General features: G+C 73.4%; 24 protein-coding genes. 15 read left to right on the forward strand and 9 right to left on the reverse strand.

Annotated elements, in window-relative coordinates:
- Positions 1-15 precede the first annotated feature (15 nt).
- Positions 16-1,500, reverse strand: a complete 1,485-nt coding sequence (gene xylB, locus IF19_RS0103435) for a xylulokinase (protein ID WP_030275919.1) — start codon at positions 1,498-1,500, stop codon at positions 16-18.
- Between the two features lie 252 nt (positions 1,501-1,752).
- On the opposite strand from xylB, the gene xylA reads away from it, so the two are divergent.
- A complete protein-coding gene (xylA, locus tag IF19_RS0103440; protein WP_030113879.1) occupies positions 1,753-2,919 on the forward strand; it encodes a xylose isomerase in 1,167 nt (388 codons plus the stop codon).
- 221 nt (positions 2,920-3,140) lie between these two features.
- On the opposite strand, the gene IF19_RS0103445 is transcribed toward xylA, so the two are convergent.
- The 4 genes from IF19_RS0103445 to IF19_RS0103460 form a co-directional block, all read right to left on the reverse strand.
- Positions 3,141-4,397, reverse strand: coding sequence for an ROK family protein (locus tag IF19_RS0103445; protein ID WP_030113880.1), 1,257 nt, complete (start codon positions 4,395-4,397; stop codon positions 3,141-3,143).
- 107 nt (positions 4,398-4,504) lie between these two features.
- Positions 4,505-5,161, reverse strand: a complete 657-nt coding sequence (locus IF19_RS0103450) for a DUF305 domain-containing protein (RefSeq protein WP_030113881.1) — start codon at positions 5,159-5,161, stop codon at positions 4,505-4,507.
- On the reverse strand, positions 5,158-5,808 hold the full coding sequence (locus tag IF19_RS0103455; protein ID WP_030113882.1) for a thioredoxin-like domain-containing protein: 651 nt from the start codon (positions 5,806-5,808) through the stop codon (positions 5,158-5,160). Before IF19_RS0103455 ends, IF19_RS0103450 begins: the two co-directional genes overlap by 4 nt.
- A 127-nt stretch (positions 5,809-5,935) precedes the next feature.
- On the reverse strand, positions 5,936-6,364 hold the full coding sequence (locus IF19_RS0103460) for a hypothetical protein (RefSeq protein ID WP_030113883.1): 429 nt from the start codon (positions 6,362-6,364) through the stop codon (positions 5,936-5,938).
- A gap of 135 nt (positions 6,365-6,499) precedes the next feature.
- Between IF19_RS0103460 and IF19_RS0103465 the strand changes: the two genes are divergently transcribed.
- From IF19_RS0103465 to IF19_RS0103500, 8 genes are all read left to right on the forward strand, one after another.
- Positions 6,500-8,236, forward strand: coding sequence for an FUSC family protein (locus tag IF19_RS0103465; RefSeq protein WP_030275921.1), 1,737 nt, complete (start codon positions 6,500-6,502; stop codon positions 8,234-8,236).
- Positions 8,233-8,739 carry a MarR family winged helix-turn-helix transcriptional regulator gene (locus IF19_RS0103470; protein ID WP_030113887.1) on the forward strand — a complete coding sequence of 169 codons (507 nt, stop codon included), beginning with the start codon at positions 8,233-8,235 and terminating at the stop codon, positions 8,737-8,739. The genes IF19_RS0103465 and IF19_RS0103470 overlap by 4 nt, the downstream gene beginning before the upstream one ends.
- A gap of 570 nt (positions 8,740-9,309) precedes the next feature.
- Positions 9,310-10,947: a sensor histidine kinase gene (locus tag IF19_RS0103475; RefSeq protein ID WP_030113888.1), complete on the forward strand. Its 1,638-nt coding sequence runs from the start codon at positions 9,310-9,312 to the stop codon at positions 10,945-10,947.
- Positions 10,944-11,351: a roadblock/LC7 domain-containing protein gene (locus tag IF19_RS0103480; protein WP_006128841.1), complete on the forward strand. Its 408-nt coding sequence runs from the start codon at positions 10,944-10,946 to the stop codon at positions 11,349-11,351. The genes IF19_RS0103475 and IF19_RS0103480 overlap by 4 nt, the downstream gene beginning before the upstream one ends.
- Complete coding sequence (locus tag IF19_RS0103485; RefSeq protein ID WP_030113889.1) at positions 11,348-11,719, forward strand: DUF742 domain-containing protein; 372 nt, start codon at positions 11,348-11,350, stop codon at positions 11,717-11,719. Before IF19_RS0103480 ends, IF19_RS0103485 begins: the two co-directional genes overlap by 4 nt.
- Complete coding sequence (locus IF19_RS0103490; protein WP_030113890.1) at positions 11,700-12,314, forward strand: GTP-binding protein; 615 nt, start codon at positions 11,700-11,702, stop codon at positions 12,312-12,314. Before IF19_RS0103485 ends, IF19_RS0103490 begins: the two co-directional genes overlap by 20 nt.
- Before the next feature lie 136 nt (positions 12,315-12,450).
- A complete protein-coding gene (locus IF19_RS0103495; protein WP_030120321.1) occupies positions 12,451-14,010 on the forward strand; it encodes a cytochrome P450 in 1,560 nt (519 codons plus the stop codon).
- Positions 14,011-14,198: 188 nt separating this feature from the next.
- Complete coding sequence (locus IF19_RS0103500) at positions 14,199-15,545, forward strand: 6-phospho-beta-glucosidase (RefSeq protein WP_030113892.1); 1,347 nt, start codon at positions 14,199-14,201, stop codon at positions 15,543-15,545.
- 21 nt (positions 15,546-15,566) lie between these two features.
- Here IF19_RS0103500 and IF19_RS0103505 read toward each other — a convergent pair whose 3' ends face one another.
- Positions 15,567-15,998: a hypothetical protein gene (locus IF19_RS0103505; protein ID WP_030113893.1), complete on the reverse strand. Its 432-nt coding sequence runs from the start codon at positions 15,996-15,998 to the stop codon at positions 15,567-15,569.
- The gene (locus IF19_RS0103510; RefSeq protein WP_030113894.1) at positions 15,992-16,468 is read right to left on the reverse strand and encodes an ATP-binding protein; all 477 of its coding nucleotides are present in this window, start codon (positions 16,466-16,468) and stop codon (positions 15,992-15,994) included. Before IF19_RS0103510 ends, IF19_RS0103505 begins: the two co-directional genes overlap by 7 nt.
- Positions 16,469-16,675: 207 nt before the next feature.
- Here IF19_RS0103510 and IF19_RS0103515 point away from each other — a divergent pair, with 207 nt between their 5' ends.
- From IF19_RS0103515 to IF19_RS0103535, 5 genes are all read left to right on the forward strand, one after another.
- The gene (locus tag IF19_RS0103515) at positions 16,676-17,536 is read left to right on the forward strand and encodes a helix-turn-helix domain-containing protein (RefSeq protein ID WP_030113895.1); all 861 of its coding nucleotides are present in this window, start codon (positions 16,676-16,678) and stop codon (positions 17,534-17,536) included.
- On the forward strand, positions 17,536-17,772 hold the full coding sequence (locus IF19_RS0103520) for a DUF397 domain-containing protein (protein WP_010058136.1): 237 nt from the start codon (positions 17,536-17,538) through the stop codon (positions 17,770-17,772). The genes IF19_RS0103515 and IF19_RS0103520 overlap by 1 nt, the downstream gene beginning before the upstream one ends.
- Before the next feature lie 84 nt (positions 17,773-17,856).
- Positions 17,857-18,666 (forward strand): SAM-dependent methyltransferase, encoded by an 810-nt coding sequence (locus tag IF19_RS0103525; RefSeq protein WP_030113897.1) that lies wholly within the window; start codon positions 17,857-17,859, stop codon positions 18,664-18,666.
- A gap of 132 nt (positions 18,667-18,798) precedes the next feature.
- Positions 18,799-19,233, forward strand: a complete 435-nt coding sequence (locus IF19_RS0103530; RefSeq protein WP_030113898.1) for a YchJ family protein — start codon at positions 18,799-18,801, stop codon at positions 19,231-19,233.
- 146 nt (positions 19,234-19,379) lie between these two features.
- Positions 19,380-19,961 (forward strand): GNAT family N-acetyltransferase, encoded by a 582-nt coding sequence (locus IF19_RS0103535; protein WP_030113899.1) that lies wholly within the window; start codon positions 19,380-19,382, stop codon positions 19,959-19,961.
- Positions 19,962-19,986: 25 nt separating this feature from the next.
- Here the strand turns inward: IF19_RS0103535 and IF19_RS0103540 are convergent, their stop codons facing one another.
- Positions 19,987-22,080: an MDR family MFS transporter gene (locus IF19_RS0103540; protein ID WP_030113900.1), complete on the reverse strand. Its 2,094-nt coding sequence runs from the start codon at positions 22,078-22,080 to the stop codon at positions 19,987-19,989.
- A 75-nt stretch (positions 22,081-22,155) separates the two neighbouring features.
- Complete coding sequence (locus tag IF19_RS0103545) at positions 22,156-23,061, reverse strand: ATP-grasp domain-containing protein (RefSeq protein ID WP_050493675.1); 906 nt, start codon at positions 23,059-23,061, stop codon at positions 22,156-22,158.
- 183 nt (positions 23,062-23,244) lie between these two features.
- On the opposite strand from IF19_RS0103545, the gene IF19_RS0103550 reads away from it, so the two are divergent.
- On the forward strand, positions 23,245-24,237 hold the full coding sequence (locus IF19_RS0103550; RefSeq protein ID WP_030113902.1) for a CehA/McbA family metallohydrolase: 993 nt from the start codon (positions 23,245-23,247) through the stop codon (positions 24,235-24,237).
- The last annotated feature ends 8 nt before the right edge of the window (positions 24,238-24,245 follow it).

A 24,245-nucleotide genomic window follows, 5' to 3' on the forward strand; every position in this document is an offset into this window, starting at 1 on the left:
GGACGGCCGCGACCGTCACGTACCGCCGAGCAGCGGCCCCGACGCCCGGTCCAGGACCGAGGTGACCCGCTCCCAGGTCTCGGTGTCCCGCTCCACCGGCGGCAGCCGGCGGTCCGTGCCCGCCGCCCGCCAGGCCGCCGCCAGGGCCACCGGATCGCCGCCGCCCGCCGCCGCCGCGGCGAGCGCCGCCGCGCCGAGGGCGACCAGTTCCCCGCTGTCCGGCAGCACGAGCGGCCGGCCGGAGAGGCGGCGCACCGTCTCCACCCACATCCGCCCCTGCGCCCCGCCGCCGATCAGCCGCAGCGGGCGGGCCGCGACCTCGGGCGCGCCGGGGTCGAGGCCGCAGGCCGACAGCAGGGCGTCCAGCGCCCGCAGGACGGTGACGGCCGCACCCTCGTAGGCGGCGCCCAGGAGCTGCTGCCGGGTCGTGTCGTGGCGCAGCCCGGTCAGCAGCCCGGCGGCGGTCGGCAGGTCGGGGGTCCGCTCGCCGTCCAGGTAGGGGAGGAGGACCGCCTCGCCGCCGGGCGCCGCGTCCTCGCGGTCCACGCCCAGCAGTTCGGCCACCTTGTCCACGGCGAGCGTGCAGTTGAGGGTGCAGGCCAGCGGGAGGTAGGTGCCGTCGGCGGCGGCGAACCCGTTCAGCGCGGTGGACGTGGGCCGGGTACGGGAGGCCGCGAACACCGTGCCGGAGGTGCCGAGGCTGAGGACCGGGTGGTCCAGCAGTCCGTCGCCGCCGAGCCCGAGGCCCACGGCCGCGCTCATGTTGTCGCCGGTCCCGGCCGCCACCGCGATGCCCGCCGGCAGCCCCAGCGCCCGTGCCGCCGCCTCGGTGAGCGAGCCGATCCGCGCCGCCCCGGTCGGCGCGACCTCCGGGAGCAGGGCGGCGTCGAGGCCGAGGAGGTCCAGCAGTTCGGGGTCGTACGCGCCGCCGGCGGTGGAGTACCAGCCGCTGCCCGAGGCGTCCCCGGGGTCGGTGGCGGCGACGCCCGCCAGCCGCTCGGTCAGGAAGTCGTGGGGGAGCCGGACCGCCGCCGCGGCCGAGGCGTTCGCCGGGTCCGTCTCGCGCAGCCACCGCCACTTGGAGGCGGTGATCGAGGCGACCGGCACCGAACCGGTCCGCTCCGCCCAGGCCGAGGGCCCGCCGAACTCCTCGGTGAGGGCGGCGGCCTGCGGAGCGGAGCGGGTGTCGTTCCACAGCAGCGCGGGCCGCAGCGGACGGCCCGCGCCGTCCAGCACGACGAGCCCGTGCTGCTGCCCGGCGACCGCGATGCCGGTCACCGCGCGGGCGGGCAGGCCCGACTCCTTCAGTCCGGCGGCCACCGCGTCGCCCAGCGCCCGCCACCAGGTCTCCGGGTCGCTCTCCCGCGCCCCGCCCTCCCCGGTGACCACGTGCGGAGCGCGCCCCACGGCGAGCTGCTCGCCGGTCCCGGCGTCGATGAACGCGGCCTTGGTGGACTGGGTCGAGCTGTCCACGCCGATGACGACGGCGGGTGACGGCATGGGAGCCTCTTTCGCGCTGCGGGTGCTGGTCGGGGACGGCCGCGCATTCGGTCGCGGCACGAACAAATTACGGGATGCCCACGTCCCTGCACAGGGGCCCGATGGCGCCCCTCGCCGCATGCGCCGGTCGCTCCGCACGGCAGGGGGCTTCCGCGTCCCGGGGGCCGTGTGCTTGATTAGTCATGACACTGAACAAATAGGGGTTCCGGGCGTCGGCCGGGTGCCCCGACGGCAGGCGAAGGCGGTCGGACCATGACGGAGCGCTTCACCCCCACTCCGGAGGACAAGTTCAGTTTCGGCCTGTGGACCGTGGGCTGGCAGGGCCGGGACCCCTTCGGCGACGCGACCCGCGCCGCCATCGACCCCGTCGAATCGGTGCGGCGGCTCGCGGAGCTGGGCGCCTGGGGCGTGACCTTCCACGACGACGACCTGATCCCCTTCGGCTCGCCGGAGACGGAGCGCGAGCGGCTCGTCCAGCGCTTCCGGAAGGCGGTGGACGACAGCGGACTCGTGGTGCCCATGGTGACGACGAACCTCTTCACGCACCCCGTGTTCAAGGACGGCGGGTTCACCGCCAACGACCGCGACGTACGCCGGTACGCGCTCCGCAAGACCCTGCGCAACATCGACCTCGCCGCCGAACTGGGCGCGAGGACCTTCGTGGCCTGGGGCGGCCGTGAGGGCGCCGAGTCCGGCGGGGCGAAGGACGTCCGCCTGGCCCTGCACCGCATGAAGGAGGCGTTCGACCTGCTGGGGGAGTACGTCGTCCAGCAGGGGTACGACCTCCGCTTCGCCGTCGAGCCCAAGCCGAACGAGCCGCGCGGCGACATCCTGCTGCCCACCATCGGCCACGCCCTGGCCTTCATCGAACGCCTGGAGCGCCCCGAACTCGTCGGCGTCAACCCGGAGACCGGGCACGAGCAGATGGCCGGGCTCAACTTCCCGCACGGCATCGCCCAGGCCATGTGGGCCGACAAGCTCTTCCACATCGACCTCAACGGCCAGTCCGGCATCAAGTACGACCAGGACCTGCGCTTCGGCGCGGGCGATCTGCGGCAGGCGTTCTGGCTCGTAGACCTGCTGGAGAGCGGGTACGAGGGCCCCCGCCACTTCGACTTCAAGCCCCCGCGCACCGAGGACCACGACGGGGTCTGGGCCTCGGCCGCCGGCTGCATGCGCAACTACCTCATCCTCAAGGAGCGCGCCGCCGCCTTCCGCGCCGATCCCGAGGTGCGGGCGGCCCTGCGCGCCTCCCGCCTGGACGAACTGGCCCGTCCCACCGCCGGGGACGGACTGGCCGGCCTGCTCGCCGACCGCACCGCGTACGAGGACTTCGACGTGGACGCCGCCGCGACACGCGGTATGGCCTTCGAGGCGTTGGACCAGCTCGCGATGGACCACCTGCTCGCCGTGCGCTGACCCCACCGGGGGCGGGCCGGGACCGACGGCGGCCCCGGCCCGCCCCCGGTGGCCACGGCGGCCCGCGGCCCGTGGATCAGAGCGTGCTCACCGGCCCCCGGCCCCGGCAAGCGCGGTCTCCGAGGCCCGGGCCCGCGCGGCCGACGCGGCCCGGGCCCCGCACGGCCACCGCGGCCAGGTCCCCCCACGCCCTGACCGCCCCACCCGCACGTCCGAGCGCCTCACGCGCCGGCCGCACCCACCGGTTCCGCGTATGCCACCGGGTCGTCCAGGACGTCCTGCACCACCAGCGCCGCCGCCCCCCGCGCCGCGTCACCCGCCACCGACGACGCGCGGAGACGGCCACCTCCCGGGGACCAGAGCCCCGACACCACCCGGCCGGACAACTCCTCGGCGGCGGGCGGCGACAGCCACGGCATCAGACCCCGGTAGATCCCGCCGAGCACCACCGCGTCCGGGTCGACCAGGTTCACCGCTCCCGACAGCACCCGGCCCAGCATCCGGCCCGCCCCGCCGATCGCGTCCACCGCGCGCGGGTCCCCGGCCGCCGCCCGCCGCTCCAGCTCCGCCATCCCGGGGGCGCCGCCCGGGCCCTCGATCCCGGCCGCCCGCAACAGCGCCGACTGCCCCGCGTACTGCTCCAGGCACCCCCGCGATCCGCACCGGCACGCCGGGCCCGCCGGGTCCACCACCACATGGCCGATCTCCCCGGCGAACCCGTGCGCCCCGCGCAGCAGTTCACCGTTCAGCACGAGCGCCCCGCCGACCCCGATCTCCCCGGACAGGTAGAGGAAGCTCCGTACGTCGTCCAGGGCGCCGAACCACAGCTCGGCCAGGGCCGCGAGGTTGGCCTCGTTCTCCGACGCGACCGGGAGCGCCGGGCGGCCGGGCCGCAGGGCGGCGAGCGCGTCGGCGAACAGCTCCTGCGCCGGCACCTCGTTCCAGCCGAGGTTGGGGGCCTGCCGCACCGAGCCGCCGGAGATCAGGCCCGGCAGCGCCAGCGTCGCGCCCACCGGCCGCAACTCCTGCTCGCACGCCGCATCCAGGGTGCGCGCGGCGATCCGGGCCGCCCGCGCCAGAGCCTCGTCGGCGGGCGCGCCCCGGTTGTCGAGGTGTTCGGTCCGCCGGATCCGTCCAGCGCCCGCCAGGTCCACCACGCAGACCGAGACGTAGTCGATGTTGATCTCCACGCCGAGCCCGGCCGGACCGGTTCGGGCGACTTTGAGCGCGGTGCCGGGGCGGCCCGCCTGCCCGCTGAACGTCTTGCCGGACTCGGTGAGGAACCCGCCGGCCATCAACTGCTCGACGAGCGAGGACACCGCCGCCCGGGTCAGCCCGACCCGGGCGGCCACCCCGGCGCGGGTCGCCTCGCCGTGCTCGCCCTCGTCCCGCACGGCGCGCAGGACCAGGCTCAGATTGTGCCGTCGCACGGTGTCCTTGTCGGCCTTCGGCCCCAGCGGCGTGAGGATGCTCTTCATATCGTCGCCGAGCCTATGTGATGGCCGGGCACGGCAGGGGGCGGTCGCGGCCTTCCGGCCACGACCGCCCCCCCCCGCGGTCCCCGGGCGTGCTCAGGGCGCGGTGCTCAGGGCTTGGCGCCCCGTTCCTCCAGCATGTCCGCCATCAGTCCCATCTCCGACCGCTGGCCGCGGACCATGCCGGCCGCGAGGTCCCGGATGGCGTCCGTCCTCGCCGTGTCGGCGGCGGCCCGCGCCATGTCCGCTCCGGCGCGGTGGTGCACGGTCATCAACCGCAGGAACAGCACCTCGGCCTTCTCGCCCTTCGCGGCGGTGAGCGCCGCCAACTCGGCGTCGGTGGCCATGCCGGGCATCAGCGCGCCGTCGCCGGTCGGCGCGACGGTGTGCCCCATCCACTCCATCGGCGGCCCGGCCGCGCTCTTCGGCAGCCCCCACACCTCCAGCCAGCCCAGCATCATGCCGCGCTGGTTGGCCTGGGTGTTGATGATGTCGTACGCGAGGCGCCGCACGTCCTCGTCGTCGGTGCGGTCCCGCACGATGAACGACATCTCGACCGCCTGCTGGTGGTGGATCGCCATGTCCCGGGCGAAGCCCGCGTCCACGGAGTCCTCCGCCGGGGCGGACAGCGACGAGGACCCCCCGGACGGGGACGCCGAGGAAGGGCGTACGACCATCAGCGCCACCAGCCCCAGCGCGACGAGCAGCACACCGGCCCCCGCGATCACCATCCGGCGGGTGGCGCGGGCCGGGGCGAGGGCGGTCACTTGTCCAGCCCGCCGGTGCAGGCGGCCCCCGGCTCGGGGGTCTGCGGGCCCTGCACGTACTTGGTGAAGAACTGCGCGACGCGGTCGTCGGACGCGCTCTCGACCGTGACCTGCTTGCCCCACGCGCTGAGCATCAGCGGGTCCTTCTGGTCCTTGACCGGGCTCATCAGCGAGTACGGGGTCGCCTTGACCTTCTTGGCGAGCGCCTCGACGTCGGCGTCCGACGCCTTGTCGTTGTACGTGACCCAGACCGCGCCGTGCTCCAGCGAGTGCACGGCGTTCTCCTTCGGCAACTCGTGGGTGTAGACGTCCGCGTTGCAGTTCATCCACACCTGGTTGTGGTCGCCGCCGACGGGCGGATTCATCGGGTAGTCGACCTTGGTCGCCACGTGCTCCTGCGTCAGCTTGTCCCAGCTCCGCTCGCCGGTGACGGGAGAGGTCTTGGCCTGCTGGTCCTTCTTCTCCTTCTCGTCCGCCTGCGCCATCAGGTAGCCGCCGCCGGCGACCAGGGCCGCGACCACGGCGACCGAGGCGCCGATGGTGATGATGCGGCCCCGGCGCTCACGGGCGCGCTCCTTGCGGCGGGCCTCTTCGAGCTTGGCGCGGCGTGCCGCGGCGGGGTTGTTCGGGTTCTTGGCGGAAGCCATGGGAAGTCCTCGTCGTTCAACCGATGCATACGGGGGCGATGCATGAGGGGAAAGGGGTGCGGGGCATGCGGAACACCGCTCCCGGTGAACCGGCGCCGGGGCGCGGCGGGGGAGCGGGACCCTGTTTCTAGACCCGTTGAACCTGGAGGCGCAGTTGATCGACGGAGCGCACGCCGTCGTGCGCGGGCCCCCTGATGGCCGCCGCTCCGGTGAGCGGGACGGCGGGGACGAACGCCACGGGCGAGGGGAGCGCCGCGGGGGCGGACGACACCGGCAGCACGACCGCCACCGAGTGCGTCGAGCCGCCGTGGCACGACGTACCGAGCCCGCGGTCGCCCGGGGACGCCAGTACGACGGGTTCGAAGGCCGTCCCGGGGACGGGGGTGAACGCCCGCACGGCGGTCGTGCCGGACCCGGCCGCGACCGGCACGGCGGCCGACGCCGAGGTGGCCGAGCAGCAGAAGAGCATGGCCAGGAGGAAGAAGACCCAGCCCAGGGCGAGGGGCGTGCGGGAGCGGAACCACCGCTGGTCGCTCCGCCTGCTCACCCTGGTCATCGCCCGTCATCGTAGTAGGTGCATGAAAGTTCAAAGAACGTGGGTCGCGCTGTTCGCGGGACAGTGTGCCCGAGTCGCCGCCGTGCGAACAGAGGCCAATTAATTTACGGGTGTAATACCTGCTAACGTATATGGGTGAGTGATACACCTACCCGTCCGGCGCGCCCCTCCCGCCGTCCCGCCCCACCGGCGGTCCGCCGGCTCCCGGTGGCCCCGGCCCTGCGGCTCTCGCGGCCGTCGGACACCTGGTTCAAGCCGGCCCTGAGCGTGGTCGTCGCCTCCGCCGTCCCCCACCTGACGCTTCTGGCCCTCGGCCGGCTCGATCTCGTGATCTACACGATGGCCGGTTCGCTCTGCGCCCTCTACGGCCACGGCCTGCCGTACGTCCGGCGGGCGCGGGCGGTCGCCGGCGTGGTGCTCGGCATGGCGGCCGGCCTCGCCGTCTCCCTGACCACCGCGTCGCTCACCGGATCGACCGCCGTGCTCATCGCGGTCGGTGCGCTGCTCGCCGCCGCCCAGAAGGCGGTGTGCGACGCCACCCGCATCGGCCCGCCCGGCCATGTGATCTTCACGTTCGTCAGCTCCGCCGCGCTCTTCGCCCCCCAGCGCCCCGAGCAGATACCCGGCCACCTCGCCCTGACCCTCGGCGCGGGCGCGTTCGCCTGGCTGGTCGCCCTGGCGCCCGCCCTGGTCCGCCGCGAGGGCCCCGAACGCCGGGCCGTCGCCCGCGCCCTGGAGGCTGCCGCCGCGTGCGCGGCCGATCCCGGGCCCCGTACGCGGGGCGCCGCGGCCGCCGCCGTCCACGCCGCCTGGCAGTGCCTGCTCGCCTCCGGCCGCCCCACCCCCGTACGCCGGTCGCTGGAGCGCCTGGTGGTGCACGCCGAAGCGGCCTTCGCCACCCCGGGGCCGGGCGCCGGGGGAGCGGAGCCGGACCTGCTGCGGGACTGGGCCGCCCGGCCCAGGGCACGGGGGCCCGTCCCCGTGCCGCCACCCGCGCCCGGCACCGCCGCCGAGCTGTACGGGATCGACGCCGAACGCGCCGCCATGCGCGGCCCCGACGGCCGCCGCGCCGCCCGCCGCGCCCTGCTCGGCCGCCTCGGCCCCGGCTCGCCGCTGCTGCCCGTCGCCGTCCGCACCCTGGCCGGCTGCGCGCTCGCCGGCTACCTCTGCGCCGCGCTCGGCGTCGGCCGCCCCTACTGGGCGATCGTCACCGCCGCCTCCCTCTACCAGGCCAACGTCACCCTGTCGTGGAACCGGACCCTCCAGCGCACCCTCGGCAACCTGGTGGGCGTGCTGGTCTTCGCCGCCGTACTGCCCCTGTCCCGGACCGGCCCGCTCGCCCTCGTCTGCTGCTGCCTCTTCTTCAGCTTCGCCGCCGAGGCACTCATCACCCGCAACTACTGGCTCGGCTCCGTCGCGGTGACGCCGATGGCGCTCCTCGTCCTGGAGTTCGGCGGGGCCCACCCCGCCGGGGAACTGATCGGGGACCGGGTCCTGGACACCGTCCTCGGCGCGGTCGCGGGCTTCCTGGCCGCCGTGCTCGTCACCAACCGGCGGGCGACGGGACGCGTCGAGCGGGCTCTCGACGCCGCCGAGCGGGCCCGTGCCGAAGCCGAACGGACCTGCGCCGACCCCGCGTCCGCGCCCGCCGACCGGGACCGGGCGCGCCGCACGCTCACCGCCGGGCTCGTCGAACTGCGCGAGGCGGGCGACACCGCCGCGGGCGAATGGTGGCAGCGGGCCCTGCCCGAGCAGCGCCTGCTCGCGGTCGAGCGCGCCGGACACCGTACGCTCGCCGCGACAGCACACCGGCGCGGGTCAGTCGACGGCACGACCTCCACGGCCCACGCCCCTTCGAACGGAGCGGCGTGACCGACGACATCGTTGCCTCGGTGGTCCGGCAGTGGCAGGCCGTCCACCCCGAGCTCGACACCGGGCCGATGGAGATCATCGGCCGGATCAACCGCTGCGCCGCCCTGCTCCAGCAGGCGGAGGACGCACCGCTGCGCTCCGCCGGCCTGACCCGCGCCGAATTCGACCTCCTCGGCGCCGTACGCCGGACCGACCGGGAGCTGACCCCCGGCGAACTGGCCCGCGAGACCTTCTCCTCGGGCGCCGCCGTCACCAAGCGGCTGCGGGCACTCCAGGAGCGCGGCCTGGTCGACCGCCGGGGCGACGACCGCGACCGCAGGGTCGCCCACGTCCGCCTGACCGACGAGGGCCGCGACCTGGTGGACCGCCTGCTGCCCCGGCAACTCGCCTACGAACGCACCGTGCTCGCCGGCCTCGACGACGACGGCCGCGGGGAACTCGGCGCCCGGCTCGGCGAACTGCTCGTCCAACTGGAGGGACGGCTCGGCGGAGTCCGCCGCTGAGCCCGCCCCCGACCGCGTGACCCGCCCCCGCCCCGGCGCGGGTCGCGTGCCGCACCCCGGCCCCGCGTCACGCGCCGCAGTCGGTGATCCGGGCCGCGCGGCGGAGCGGCCGGACCGCGTACGCGGACCGGAGCCGGGGTCCACACGTACGCGTCAGAGCGGCCAACCGGTCCGTCACCCTTCCGGCGACCACGAATCTGTGCCTTTCGATCCCATTCGAGCATGTGTGTCGTTGTCTGGTTCCGTACGGTAAAACCCCGACCTCTGTGGCGATTTACCCGTTTCTGCACGGGCAATCAGTGCAGAAAGCGCCGCGTGGAAGCGCCATGAGAAGTGCATTCCAGCCATCCTCACTCACCGCACACGCGCGGAAGCGCTCAGTGTGAAAACTGGCGAGTGTATTCCTCTCCGCGCGCTTCCGCAGGGGGTTGGGTGAATATGCCGAAGCACTGTTCTGATCTGGCTAAGCTCACGCGCAGTGAAGTCGAGTTGAGATGAATTCGAGCACTTGTTCCTGAGTCTCCGCTCGTGTGCGCATACATCCCGGAATCAACCGCCAGAGGGTTTTAGATGGTCCGTGTTGAATCACCGCCGACCGACAGAGAAGTACCCGTCGTCCGCGTAGTCCTGCTCCCCGTGGTGCTGATCCTCGGCGCGACCGCCGCCGGGTCGGCCCTGGTCGCCCCGGCCGCGCGGATACCGGTCGCCGTGTGCGGTGCGATCACCGCGCTCCTGGTCGCCGTACTCACCGTGGCGCTGCACCGCCGCCGCCACGCCATGCGCGTGCAGCGGGCGGAGTACGAGCAGCGCATCGCCTACCTGGACCACCGGATCCTGTCGCACGACGCCGAGACGGTGCGGCTGACCAAGGAAGTCATGCCGGCCGCCATCAAGCGGCTGAGCGTGGGCAATTCGCCCGAAGAGGTGATGCGCGACATCGTCGACGCGGACGTGGCCAACCGCCATCTGCCCAAGGCGCTGCGCGAGCAGATCCGCCAGGTCCTCGAAGTCATCGACAACGAGGAGGCGCGCCGCGACTCCGCCCAGCGCGCCTTCGTCAGCGTCGCCCGGCGCGTCCAGGCGATCGTCCACCGCCAGGCCAGTGAACTGCGGGAGATGGAGGACCACTACGGGCGCAGCCCCGAGGTCTTCGACGACCTGCTGCGCATCGACCACGGCACCGCGCTGATCGGCCGCCTCGCCGACTCCATCGCGGTGCTCGGCGGCGCCCGCCCCAGCCGCCAGTGGCCCAAGCCCGTACCGCTGTACAGCGTCCTGCGCGGGGCCATGTCCCGCATCCTGGAGTACCAGCGCGTCGATCTGCACTCGATCGCCAAGGTCGCCATCGTCGGCACCTCGGTCGAACCGCTCATCCACGCCTGCGCCGAACTCCTCGACAACGCCACCCGCTACTCGCCACCGCAGACCCGGGTGCACGTCACCGCGGTCGAGGTGCAGACCGGCATCGCCATCGAGATCGAGGACGGCGGCGTCAGCCTCAGCGAGGAGGCCCGCGCCCGCGCCGAGAACATGCTCGCCCAGGCCCAGGCCGGCATCAACATGAACGACCTCGGGGAATCCCCGCGCCTCGGCATGGCCGTGGTCGGTCGGCTCTCCCGGATGTACCAGCTCCAGGTGTCGCTGCGTCAGTCGGCGTACGGCGGCGTCCGCGCCGTCCTCATCGTCCCGCGCGACATGATCACCACCGGCCCCGCCCCGGGCATCGCCCACGGCATCGGCGCCACCTCCCGGCCCACCAGCTCGCTGGACATGTCGCAGCTCCAGCACGTGGTGCCGCCGCCCGGAAAGCGCAAGCCCAAGCCCGCCACCGGCCCCGTGCCGTCCGTGGCCGCCCCGGTCCCCACCGGAGCCGCCGCTGCCGCCCCGCGCCCGGCCGTCCCCGCGGCGGCCATGGAGGACGACGTTCCCGTGGTCACCGAGTGGACCGAGAACGGGCTGCCGCAGCGCCGCAGCCGGGGCCGCGCCCCGCTCGGCTCGCACAACCTCCCGCAGCAGCCCCCGCCGGCCCCCGTCCACGCCAACGGCACCCAGCCCGGCCGGGACCAGGGCGCGGGCGACCAGGGCGGCGGCGAGAAGCCTCCGGGCCTCTGGCTGGAGGCGTTCACCAAGGCCGTCAACGGCGTACCGCAGGAACGCAAGCACGGCGAAGACTCCGATGACGCGTGGGACAAGGGAGACCTGAAGTGATCCAGCAGCGGGGAAACATGGACTGGATGCTCAAGGAGCTGGCCGACGACGTCCCCAGCATCCACCAGATCGTGGTGCTCTCGTCGGACGGTCTGCGCATCGCCATGCACGGCGGCGACCCCGACGTCGCCGACCGGCTCGCGGCGGCCTGCGCCGGACTGCAGAGCCTGGCCGCCGCCGTGGCCACCGAGATCCCGTACAGCGACGGCCTGATGAAGCTCGTCGTCATCGAGGTGACCGGCGGGTTCTTCTACCTCATGGCGGCCGGAACCGGCGCCTACCTCGCCGTCCTGGCCGGCGAAACCGTCGACGCCGGACTCGTCGGAGCCCGCATGCGGGACATGGTCGTGCGGATCGGAGCCCACCTGACCAGTCCGCCCCGCCACGGCGGGCAGTCCGGATGAGCGGAGCCCGACGGGAGCGCCGCAAGGCCGATCCGGACCTTCATGATCCGGAACGGCTGTACGTGATCACGGGCGACCTCGACACCGGCGGCCGCGACGCGCTCGACCTGGTCACCATGGTCGTCGCGCAGGCGCAACCCTCGCCGACGTTCCAGCCCGAACAGGCGGCCATCCTGCGGCTCTGCCAGTCCCCCCTGTCCGTCGCCGAGATCTCGGCCTACCTCGGCCTGCCGTTCAGCGTGGTCACCTCGCTCCTGAGCGATCTCCTCGCGACCGAACTCATCGAGTCGCGCGCCCCGATCGTGCGCGCCACGCTCCCCGACAGGTCCCTTCTCGAAGCGGTGATGCATGGACTTCAGAAGCTCTGACACGATCACCGGACCCCGCAGCGAGGACGTCCTGCCCACCACGGCCACCGCCGCGGTGAAGGTCGTGATCGTCGGAGGGTTCGGGGTCGGCAAGACGACCATGGTCGGCTCGGTGAGCGAGATCCGGCCGCTGACGACCGAAGAGACCATGACCCAGGCCGGCGTCGGCGTGGACGACAACGCCGGGGTGGAGACGAAGACCGCCACCACCGTCGCCATGGACTTCGGCCGGATCAGCCTCAGCGAGGAACTGGTCCTCTACCTGTTCGGCACCCCCGGCCAGGAACGCTTCTGGTTCCTGTGGAACGGCCTCTTCGAAGGCGCTCTCGGCGCGGTCGTCCTCATCGACACCAGGCGGCTGGAGGTCAGCTTCGACGTCATCGGACGGCTCGAGGAGCGCGGCGTTCCCTTCGTGGTGGCCGTGAACACCTTCCCCAACGCACCGCACCACCCGGTCGAGGCCCTGCGCAGGGCCCTCGACCTGCCGGACGAGGTACCGATGATCGACTGCGACGCGCGGCTGCGCACCTCCAGCCGCGATGTGCTGATGACCCTGATGCGCTACCTGCACAGCCTGGCCGTCCCCCTCGCCTGACGCCGTACCCGCCGGAGCCCCGCGACCGGCCTCCGGCCCGGGGCGTACGCCATCCCGCGGCGTACGCCCCCCGGCCGCGCGCCGGCCCCGGAACCGCTCGCGCACCAGCCCCGGAATCCTGATCCCTGGAGACCCTGTGACAACCCCCTTCCACCACGAACCCGGCGCCGTCCCCCCGCCCCAGTGCCCGGCCCACAACCTCGACGTCGGCCCCGGCGGACTGCGCCGCCTCTACGGCCCCGAGGCCGAGAACGACCCCGCGGGCCTCTACGACAAGCTCCGCGCCGAACACGGCACCGTCGCCCCGGTCCTGCTCCACGGCGACGTCCCCGCCTGGCTGGTGCTCGGCCACAGCGAGAACCTCCACCTCACCCGTACGCCGTCCCAGTTCTCCCGGGACTCGCGGCGCTGGCGCGCCCTCCAGGACGGCAGCGTCGCCCCGGACCACCCGCTCGCCCCGATCTTCACCTGGCAGCCCGTCTGCGTCTTCGCCGACGGCTCCCAGCACGAACGGCAGCGCGGCGCCGTCACCGACAGCATGGCCCGCATCGACACCCGGGGCGTCCGCCGCCACATCAACCGCTTCAGCAACCGGCTTGTCAACGACTTCTGCGAGAAGGGCACCGCCGACCTGGTCGGCCAGTTCGCCGAGCACCTGCCGATGATGGTCATGTGCGCGATCTTCGGCATGCCGGAGGAGTACGACGAGCGCCTCGTGCAGGCGGCCCGGGACATGACGCGCGGTACCGAGACCGCCGTGACCAGCAACGCCCACGTCGTGTCCGTCCTGACCCGCCTCGTGGAGCGCCGCCGCGCCGCCCCCGAACCGGACTTCGCGAGCTGGCTGGTGGAACATCCCGCGGAGATGACCGACATCGAGGTCGTCGAGCATCTGCGGCTCACTTTGATCGCCGCCTACGAGTCCACCGCCAACCTCATCGCCAACGTGCTGCGGATGGTCCTCACCGACCCGCGCTTCCGCGCCCGGCTCAGCGGCGGCCACATGACCGTCCCCGAGGCGGTGGAGCAGACCCTGTGGGACGAGCCGCCGTTCACCGCCGTCTTCGGCCGCTGGGCGGTCGGCGACACCGAGCTCGGCGGTCAGCGGATCAAGGCCGGCGACGCCCTGCTCGTCGGAATCGCCCCCGCCAACACCGACCCCGCCGTCCGCCCCGACCTCGGCGCCGACATGGGCGGCAACCGCGCCCACCTCGCCTTCAGCGGCGGCCCCCACGAGTGCCCGGGCCAGGACATCGGCCGCGCCATCGCCGACGTCGGCGTCGACGCGCTCCTGATGCGTCTGCCCGACCTGGAACTCGGCGTTGCGGAGAGCGAATTGCGCTGGGTCGGCAACATCATGTCCCGCCACCTGGTGGAGCTGCCGGTGAAGTTCGCCCCCTGCCCGCAGCAGAAGCTGGACGCCGACCCGCTCTCGCTGATGTCCCGCACCTCCCGCCCGGTCGACGCCTGGGAGATCTCCTCCCCGGCCAGGTCCGTCCCCGAGCCCCGGCACGAGGCGGCCGGGGCGCAGCCCGCCCACGCCCCCGGCGCCGTACCCCCTCCCGCGCCGCCGGCGCCCGCACCGGTACCCGTGCCCGTCGAGCCCGCCCCGGCGGCGGCGATCCCGCGACAGCGCAGGCCCGCCGCCCCCGTCCGGCTCTGGCGGGCGGTCACCCGCTGGTGGAACGGCCACTGACCCACGGCCACCGACCCACCCCCGACGGCCCGGCCGGCCGTCCCGCCGCCGAGGCGGCCCCGGATCACGCCCACGGCCCCGGGGCCGCCGCGCCGCGCGCCGCCCGACGGGCGCGGCCTACGCGCGCGCGTACGCCGGCGGGCGCGGCCCACGCGCGCGCGTGGAGCCTGCCCGTACCATCGAGCAGCGTGAAGCTGACAATTCTTGGCGGTGGCGGGTTCCGGGTGCCCCTCGTGTACAGGGCCCTCCTCGGCGACCACGCCGAAGGCCGCGTCTCCCGGGTCACCCTGTACGACACCGACGCCGACCGGCTGACCGCCGTCGCCCGCGTCCTGGCCGAGCAGGGCCGGGGCGTCGCGGACGCGCCCGCCGTCGTCGCCACCACCGAGCTGGACGAGGCGCTGCGCGGCGCCGACTTCGTCTTCTCCGCCATCCGGGTCGGCGGCCTGGCCGGCCGTGCCGCCGACGAACGCGTCGCCCTGGACGAGGGCGTCCTCGGCCAGGAGACGGTCGGCGCCGGAGGCATCGCGTACGGGCTGCGCACCGTTCCCGTCGCCCTCGACCTCGCCCGGAGCATCGCCCGGCTGGCGCCCGACGCCTGGACGATCAATTTCACCAACCCGGCCGGACTCGTCACCGAGGCCATGTCCCGGTACCTGGGCGACCGGGTCATCGGCATCTGCGACTCACCGGTCGGCCTGGGGCGCCGCATCGCCCGCGTCCTGGGGGTCGACCCGGACCGCGCCCGCATCGACTACGCGGGCCTCAACCACCTGGGCTGGGTGCGGGGGCTGTACGTGGACGGGCGGGACGAGCTGCCCCGGCTGCTCGCCGACCCCGAGCTCCTCACCTCCTTCGAGGAGGGCCGCCTCTTCGGCGCGGAGCTGCTCCGGTCACTGGGCGCGATCCCCAACGAGTACCTGCACTACTACTACTTCAACCGGGAAGCCGTCCGCGCCTACCAGGAGGCCGAGCAGACCCGGGGCGCCTTCCTCCAGGACCAGCAGCAGGGCTTCTACGCCCGGATGCGCGAACCCGGCACACCCGCGTGGGAGACCTGGGACCGCACCCGCGCCGAGCGCGAGGCCACGTACATGGCGGAGAACCGGGAGGTCGCCGGGGCGGGGGAGCGGGAGGAGGACGACCTGGAGTCCGGGGGCTACGAGCAGGTCGCGCTGGCCCTGATGCGGGCCGTCGCCCGCGACGAACGCGCCTCCCTCATCCTCAACGTCCGCAACCGCGGCGCCCTTTCGGCCCTGGACGCGGACGCCGTCGTCGAGGTGCCCTGCCTCGTCGACGCCAACGGGGCCCGTCCGATGGCCGTTTCGCCGCTCCCGTACCACGCGCTCGGTCTGGTCGCCGCGGTGAAGGCCGTGGAGCGCGCGGTGCTGGAGGCGGTGGAGAGCGGGTCGCGCGCGGCGGCCGTCCAGGCGTTCGCCCTGCACCCGCTGGTCGACTCCGTGACAGTGGCCCGGCGGCTGCTCGACCGGTACACCGAGGTCCACCCGGGGCTCGCCCGCCTCGACCGGCCCTGACCCCGCGGCGGGGCCGTCCGCTCAGGGAGCCGGTACGGCGTTCGCCGCTCCGGCCCAGCTCGGGGCCACCCCGGTCACCTGGCAGACCATCAGGAAGAGCGGGATGGGCGGGGTGTACGGCGTGAGGCTCTCCGGGGAGTGGATCAGCCGGGGCCGGCCGCCGGGCACGTCGGCGTCGCGCGCGTAGGTCACCTGCTCCGGCCAGTCAAGGTCCAGGTCGGAGCCGGCCGGGACGATCCACCACCAGCGGTCCGCGTCGGCGAAGACGCAGCCGGTGCGCGGCAGATGGGACATCAGGCGGAAACCGTGCCGGGCCGGCACCCCGACCGCGTCGCAGCCCAGCGAGATCGACATCGAGGCCGGCAGGGCGAGGCGCACCCGGCCGCCGCGCGTCTGCTCGGGCGTCCGCTCCCGGTGCGCCGGCCGCAGCCTGGCCAGCGCGTTCCTCAACACGGTCGCTCCCCACCGGCGTGCCGATCGGCGTCGAACGGCAGCTCGGCCCAGACGACGCGCCCCGAGGCGTACCCCGCGTCGTACGAACCCCAGGCGCTGCTCATCGTGTCCACGAGCAGCAGCCCCCGGCCGTGCTCGTCGTCGGACGAGCGACGCAGCCGCGGGCCGCCGGGCTGCCGGCCCTGGTCCTGGACGGCTATCCGCAGTCGTCCGCCGGGGCGGCTCAGCTCGCACACCACCCGGGTGCTCGCGGTGTGCACGACCGCGTTGGTCACCAGCTCGGAGACGATCAGGACGGCCGCCTCACCGGTGTCGCGGCCGGTCCGCCAGGCGTCCAGCCGACCCCGCGTCAGCTCGCGCGCCGCGGCCACCGACTCGGGGTGCGCGGGCAGCGCGAAGCAGTGGCGGAACTTCTCCGTCCCGGGGCTGAGATCCACGAGCCGGGGGATGAGCGCACTGCCAGGTGCCACGACCGATTCCTCACAGTGGGGGCCGCGTCACGCTTCGCCCCCCGGGTGATCGGGAGCGGGCATGACTGAGCGAACTGGTTCGGAAGCCAACTCTGCTCCTGACGATGACACTTGGCAAGAGGCACTCTGAAAATTGCAGAGTGCCCGTGTCGTCGGGGGCGCACGCGTGGCACACTGCTGGCACACCAGCGCATGGGGAGGTCTGAAGTGAGCGAACCGCGGTCCGCCCCGACCGTGGGCCAGGTCGTTCTCGGCAAGCGCCTGCAGGATCTGCGCGAGCGTGTCGGCCTGACCCGGGACCAGGCGGCGAAGGTGCTCCGGGTCGCCCCGGCGACGATACGCAGGATGGAGACGGCCGAGGTCGGGCTGAAGATCCCCTACGTCCAGCTGCTGCTGAAGGCGTACGGCATCGCCGACCAGGAGGCCGAAGCCTTCGTCGAGCTGGCCGAGGAGGCGAACAAGCCGGGCTGGTGGCAGCGGTTCCACGACGTCCTGCCCGACTGGTTCAGCATGTACGTCAGCCTGGAGGGCGCGGCGAGCCTGCTGCGCATGTACGAGCCCCACTTCGTCCCCGGGCTGCTCCAGACCGAGGAGTACGCCCGCTCCGTGATGCGGACCGGAGCGGTCGGCCAGACCCGCCCCGAGGACATCGAGCGCCATGTGGCGCTGCGGATGGAACGCCAGTCCCTGCTCACCAAGGACGACGCGCCCAAGCTGTGGGTGATCATGGACGAGACCGTGCTCAAGCGGCCCGTCGGCAGCCCGCAGGTGATGCGCGAGCAGGCCGACAAGCTGCTGGAGGCGACCGAGCTCTCCCATGTCACCCTGCAGATAGCGGAGTTCGCCACCGGACACCACCCGGGCACCTACGGGCCGTTCGTCCTCTTCCGGTTCGCCGTCCCCGAACTCCCAGACATGGTCTACAGCGAGTACCTGACCGGAGCCGTCTACTTCGACGCGCGTCCCGAGGTGGCCTCCTACCTCGAAGTCATGGACCGCATGGCGGCTCAGGCCGCGACTGCACAACGCACGAAGGAAATCCTCCGGGACTTCCGCAAGGAGCTGTGATGAACCACATATACAACGGCATGCCGGCCGGTGACCTCGGCTCCGAAGGCTGGTACAAGCCGTGGAGCGGCGGCAACGGCGGCAACTGCATCGAGGCGATGAAGCTCGCCGACGGGCGGGTCGCCGTACGCCAGTCCGCTGACCCGGACGGCCCGGCTCTCATCTACTCCAACGGCGAGATCGCCGCGTTCATCCAGGGAGCCAAGGCCGGCCAGGCCGACTTCCTGCTCACCTGAGACCAGCACCGCCCCACGCGCGTCGTACCCTCGCACCTGTTCCCCCCACCGTCGACCCACCGGACCCTGACCACGGAGCACGCCATGACCGGACCCGCGCACCACTCCATCGAGATCGACACCTCCAAGCCGCACCCGGCGCGGATGTACGACTGGTTCCTCGGCGGCAAGGACAACTATCCGGTCGACGAACAGATGGCGCGTCAACTCCTCTCCCTGGACGCGCGGGGACGCGACATGGCGCGGGTCAACCGGGCGTTCATGCACCGGGCCACACGCTGGCTCGCCGAGAGCGGTGTACGCCAGTTCCTGGACATCGGCACCGGCATACCCACCGAACCGAACCTCCACCAGATCGCCCAGCAGGCCGCGCCCGACGCCCGCGTCGTCTACTGCGACAACGACCCGATCGTGCTCGCCCACGCGGCGGCCCTGCTCCGCTCCACGCCGGAGGGCGTCACCGAGTACATCCAGGCCGACGCCCGCAAGCCCGAGACCATCCTCGCGGAGGCCGGCAAGGTCCTGGACTTCGAGCAGCCGATCGCCCTGTCGCTGCTGGCCCTGCTGCACTTCATCGACGACGAGGACGGCGCGGGCGACCTGGTCGACAAGCTCGTGGACCAGCTCCCCTCCGGCAGCTACCTGGTGCTCTCGCACACCACCGGCGACTTCAACCCGGAGGGCGCGGCCCAGGCGCGGGCCATGTACAAGGAGCGCGGGATGACGCTGCGGCCCCGCAGCCGCGCCGAGCTGACCGCCTTCTTCGACGGCCTCGAACTGGTCGAGCCGGGCGTCACCCTCTCCGCCGATTGGCGCCCGGAGCTGGGCGAGGTCATCGACGTCCCCGGCGACGAGCCGATCCCCGGTTACGCCGGCGTGGCCCGCAAGCCCTGACGCACGGGGGCGGGGCGAGGGCGCGTCCGCCGGAACGGGACCCGGGCCGCAATCCGCCGGACGTGCCCGAGGGCGAGGCCGCGGGCCCCGCCCTCGCTCCGCCCCGCCTCACGCAGGCGTCACAATGGACCTATGTCACGACGCACCTCCCGGCCCCGGGCGACCGCCGCCCCGCGGATCACCCCCGCCTCCCCGTGCCCCTGCGGCCTGCCCGCCGCGTACGGGGAGTGCTGCGGCCGGTACCACTCCGGCAGCGCCGCCGCGCCGACCTGCGAGGCCCTGATGCGTTCCCGGTACGCGGCCTTCGCCGTCCAGGACGCGCCGTACCTGCTCCGCACCTGGCACCCCGAGACCCGGCCGCCCGGCGTCGACTTCGATCCCGCGATGCGCTGGGTGCGCCTGGAGATCCTGGACACCACCGAGGGCAGCGCCTTCCACTCCACCGGAACGGTCACCTTCCGCGCCCACTACACCGACGACGGGCGCCCCGACTCCCTCCACGAGAAGAGCCGCTTCGTCCGGCACGAGGGGGCCTGGGTCTACGCGACGCCGGTCTTCGTCGACTGAGCCGGGCCGTACGGGGGCGGGGGCACGGATCCGGCCGTGCGCCGCCCGGAGGCGGGCCCGGCCTCACACGGACCCGAGGTGAGCCACGCTCCCGGACCCCTCAAAACCGTTACCCGGCCGCCCGCGCCCGACCGTACGATCCGCGCATGGACGAGGACGCGAAGCCGTACGCCGCGCGGGAACGGTTCTGGCGGGGCCGCGACATCGCCTTCACCCCGCTGGAGCCCGATGACGCCGAGCTGATCCACCACTGGCGCGCCGATCCGGTGGCCGCCCACGAGATCGGCGTCTGGCCCGGCGCGCTCCACCAGCTCCGCGAACGCCTGGAGGCGTACGTCGAGGACCGCGACCGCGACGACTACCTGGTGCTCCTGGCCGACGGCACACCGGCCGGTCACATCGCCCTGATGGAGGAGGACCTCGTCGACGGCACCGCCGAGGCGTACCTCCTGCTCGCCCCCGAGCACCGCCGCCGGGGCATCGGGGCCGACGCACTCGCCGCCCTCACCGACCTGGCCTTCGGAGAACTGCCCCTGCACCGGGTCGAGGCGGTCACCCACACCGGCAACACGGCGGCCCTCGCGACCCTGCGCGGAGCCGGTTTCGTCCAGGAGGGCGTACGCCGGTCCTCCTGCCTGCACCGGGGCCGACGCTACGACTGCGCGATCCTGGGCCTGCTCCGCACGGAGTGGGAGGCGCTGGACCGCCCCCGGTCCTGGGACCACTGACGGCGCGGGCGCGTCCCTCCGCGCCTCAGGCGGGCGCGCCCACCCGTGAGGAGCCGCCCGACACGGCGGCGGGGGAGAGTTCCTGGGCCAGGTCCTCCGCCAGCAGCCGCTTGGCGATCACATCGACGGTGGCCCGGAGCTGACGGTCGTCGGGCCGGGCCCCGTCCTCGGCCAGGCGGTCGTTGAGCCAGCGGCCCCAGGCGTCGGAGATCACCGCCGCCTCGCGCCGGCCCGCCGCCGTGTGCGAGAAGATCCGGCCGTCGCCCGTGAGGTAGCCCTCCTCGATCATCCGGTCGAAGACGGGCACGAGCACCTCCGGCGGGATGCGGTGCCGGGCCGCGATCAGCCGGAGGCCCGCATGGCCGACCATCCGGGTGAAGAGGTCCACCTGCATCACCGCCCAGGCCCCCGCGATGTCGAGCCGGGTGTCGGACTCGGCGGTGATCCGGCGGGCGGTCTCCGGTCCGGCGTCCCGCAGGATCGTGGCCACGGAGTACTCCAGGACCTTCGCCGAGTCCCCGCTGCCCGGCTGGGCGAACCCCTCGCCCATGTCCGTCGAGCCGAGCCGGGCCGAGTCCCGCAGCTTCACCTCCCTGAGGAACAGCGCGATGACGAAGCCGAGCAGCGCCACGGGCACCGTCCACAGGAACACCATGTGCAGGGTGTCCGCGTACGCCTGCGCCAGCGGCTCCGACTGGGCCGGCGGCAGTGCGTGCAGCGCCTGCGGGCTCTGCGAGGCGCCGGCCAGCGCCGCCGGATCGCCGCCCGCCGCGACTGCCCGCGCCACGCCGTCGGTCAGGTTCGGCTTCAGCGCGTTGGCGTAGATGGTGCCGAACACCGCCGTGCCGAAGGCGCTGCCCAGCGTACGGAAGAACGTCACGCCCGAGGTGGCCGTGCCCAGGTCCTCGTAGTCGACGGTGTTCTGCACGGCGATCGTCAGCACCTGCATCGCCAGCCCGATGCCGATCCCCAGCACCACCATGTACAGGGACTCCAGCCAGACGCCGGTGTCCGGGCCCATCCGCGACAGGAGGAACAGCCCGGCCGCCATGACCAGCGTCCCCACGATCGGGAACACCCGGTAGCGGCCCGTCTTGCTGACCACGTTGCCGCTGAAGATCGAGGCGGCCAGCAGACCCGCGACCAGCGGCAGCGTCCGCACCCCCGAGAGCGTCGCCGAGTCCCCGTCCACGTACTGCAGATAGGTCGGCAGGAAGATCATCGAGCCCAGCATCGCGAAGCCCACGATGAAACTGAGGATCGAGCAGACGGTGAAGACCGGGTTCCGGAAGAGCCGCATCGGCAGCATCGGTTCCCGCGCCCGCGTCTCCGCGACGCAGAACAGGGCGAGCGCGGCCAGGCCCCCGACGAACAGGCCGATGATCACGGCCGAGCCCCAGGCGTACTCGTTGCCGCCCCAGCTCGTCGCGAGGATCAGCGCGCTCGCCCCGACGGTGACCAGCGCGATCCCGGTGTAGTCGATGACCGGGCGGCCCGCCGCCTTCACCGAGGGAATGTTCCGGGCGGCGGCGATGACCACGACGATGGCGATCGGCACATTGACGTAGAACGCCCAGCGCCACGTCAGATGGTCGGTGAACAGCCCGCCCAGCAGCGGACCGATCACGGTCGAGATGCCGAAGACCGCGCCGATCGCCCCCTGGTACTTGCCGCGTTCGCGCAGCGGGATCACGTCCGCGATCAGCGCCATCGACGTGACCATGAGGCCGCCCGCGCCGATGCCCTGCATACCGCGCCAGATGATCAGCAGGAGCATGTCCGAGGCGAGGCCGCACAGGAACGACCCGGTGATGAAGATGACCGCCGAGATCTGGAAGATCAACTTCCGACCGAACAGGTCGCCGAACTTGCCGACGAGGACGGTGGCCACCGTCTCGGCCAGCAGATAGGCGGTCACCACCCACGACATGTGCGAGGCGCCGCCCAGGTCGGAGACGATCGTCGGCAGAGCCGTGCCCACGATCGTCTGGTCGAGCGCCGCGAGCAGCATGCCGAGGACGATGGTGGCGAAGACGATGTTGCGCCGCCGACGGTCGAGGACGGGCGGCGGCGCGGCGGAGTCCTGCGCTGCGGGGGCTTGTTCGCCGGCGGTGGTCACCCTTGCACCCTCACACCGCCCCCGGGCCCCCGCATGCCGGGACCGGCCGGACGGGGGCAGACGCCGTGGACCCGGTCACGATCCGCCGGACGCGCCCCGGCGGAGCAGCGAGGCGATCGACCGCGTGAGCCGGGCCACGAACGCCTCCCGGACGTCCTCGGTCACCCGGTCGAGCGAGAGGTACGGATTGAGGTCCTCCAGTTCGACGAGGAGCAGCGCCCCGTCCGCCGTCCGGCAGGCGTCGACCCGCTGGATGCCGTGGGCGAGGGAGTTCCAGGCGATGAAGCTCCGGGCGAACTCCAGGTCCGCCTCGCTCGCCGCGTACGGCTCCAGCACCCAGCGCCGCTCCGGATCGGGGGCGTACAGCGCGTACTGGAAATCGTGGTCGACGAAGTAGAAGGACACCTCGTGGCGGAAGGCGATCCGGGGCTGGACGAGCAGCGATCCCTCGGCCGCCCGCTCCAGCCCGGCCCGGGCCTCCGCCCCCGTGACGAACCGCAGCCCGACCGAGTCCGCCCCCAGCTTCGGCTTGAGCGCGTATGCGGGAACGTCGGGCAGCCGGGCCAGATCGTCCGCCCGGTCCACGGTGGGGATGACCGGGAGGCCCGCCCGGTCCATCGCGACCAGGTACTCCTTGCCCGCCATGTCGCCGCGCCCGGCCAGCGGGTTGTAGACCGGCGTCCCCAGCTCCAGCGCCCGCGCGCGGAAGGCGTCGTACGCCGCGCGGTAGTGCAGCACGGGCCCGCTGTTGCGTATGAGGGCGAGGTCGAACCGCTCCAGCAGCGCGGCGGCGTCGCGGGGGTGGCAGAGCGCTACGTCGAACGTCTCGCGCAGCCGGGAGGAGAGGTGGATGTCCTCGTCGCAGTAGCGCCGCCCCCGTGCCTCGTACGCGAGATCGGTGACGAGCAGCACCGAGGGCCGGCGCGGGGAGGGCTCCGGGACCCGGCCGCAGTCCGTACCGGTGGCGGGCGTGGGCGGCATGGGGACCTCCGGGGTCGCTCGGGGAGGGACGGGGCGCCCACTATCCCGGACACCGCCGGCCGCCCCCGGAGGTGGGGTGCGTCCAGGGGGGCTTCCTGCCGCCGCACCCCGCCGCCTCACGCCCTCGATGGAACGGGCGGCCCCGGTGGCACGTTGGTCCGACAGGACTCCGGGAGGAGAAGCGTGTCGAGCTTCGGCTACCCGCCCGTGCGGGCGATCGGACGCGGGGCGGCCTGGTACCGGGGGGACTGCCATGTCCATTCGATCCACTCGGACGGGGAGCTCACCCCCGAGGAACTGGCCGTCCGGGCCCGCGCGTCCGGACTCGACTTCATCGCGACGACGGAGCACAACGCGCCCGCCGCCCCGGGCGCCTGGGGGCATCTGGCCGCCGACGACTTCTTGATCGTTCTCGGTGAGGAGGTGACCACGCGCACCGGGCACTGGCTCGCCCTGGGCCTTGGTCCCGGCGATGTCGTCGGCTGGGACCACCGGCCGGGGGACGGGCGGGTGGACGCCTGCCTGGAGCAGGTGCACCGGGCCGGTGGCCTCTGTGTCGTCGCGCATCCGCACGCGCCCTACCCCTCGGGCGACTTCGCCTTCCCGCTCGCCGGCTTCGACGCGGTGGAGGTGTGGAACGGGCTGTGGGCCTCGGACCGGCCCTGGAACGCCGACAACGAGGCGGCTCTGACCGCGTGGGGGCGGAGTCTCGCGGCGGGGCTCCGCGCGGGCTCCTGGCGACCGGCGGTGGGCAACAGCGACGCCCATCTGGACGGGCAGATCGGCAGTCCTCAGACCGTGGTCCTCGCCGAGGAGCTGAGCACCGGGGCGGTCCTGGCCGGCATCCGGACGGGCCGCTGCTGGATCGCCGAGTCGGCGGACGTGGACGTGTCGTTCACCGCCCGTGCCGACGGTCGCGTCGCCAAAGTGGGGGAGCGGCTCGCGACACGCGGTGAACGGGTGCGTGTTCACGTGGTGGTACGGGGCGTGCCGGCGGGGACCGTCCGTATCCTCACCGACCGGGGTGAGGCCCACCACGCTTCCCTCCCGGGCCGCGGAGCGGGAACGGTGCGGTGGACCACGACCGCGGGGGACTCGGCGTACGTCCGCGTCGAGGTCCGCCGTCCCCACGACGGGCACATGGCCGCCCTGACCAATCCGATCTCCCTCGACTGACCGCTCGT

Source organism: Streptomyces californicus (assembly GCF_000717645.1).
GTDB lineage: Bacteria > Actinomycetota > Actinomycetes > Streptomycetales > Streptomycetaceae > Streptomyces > Streptomyces californicus.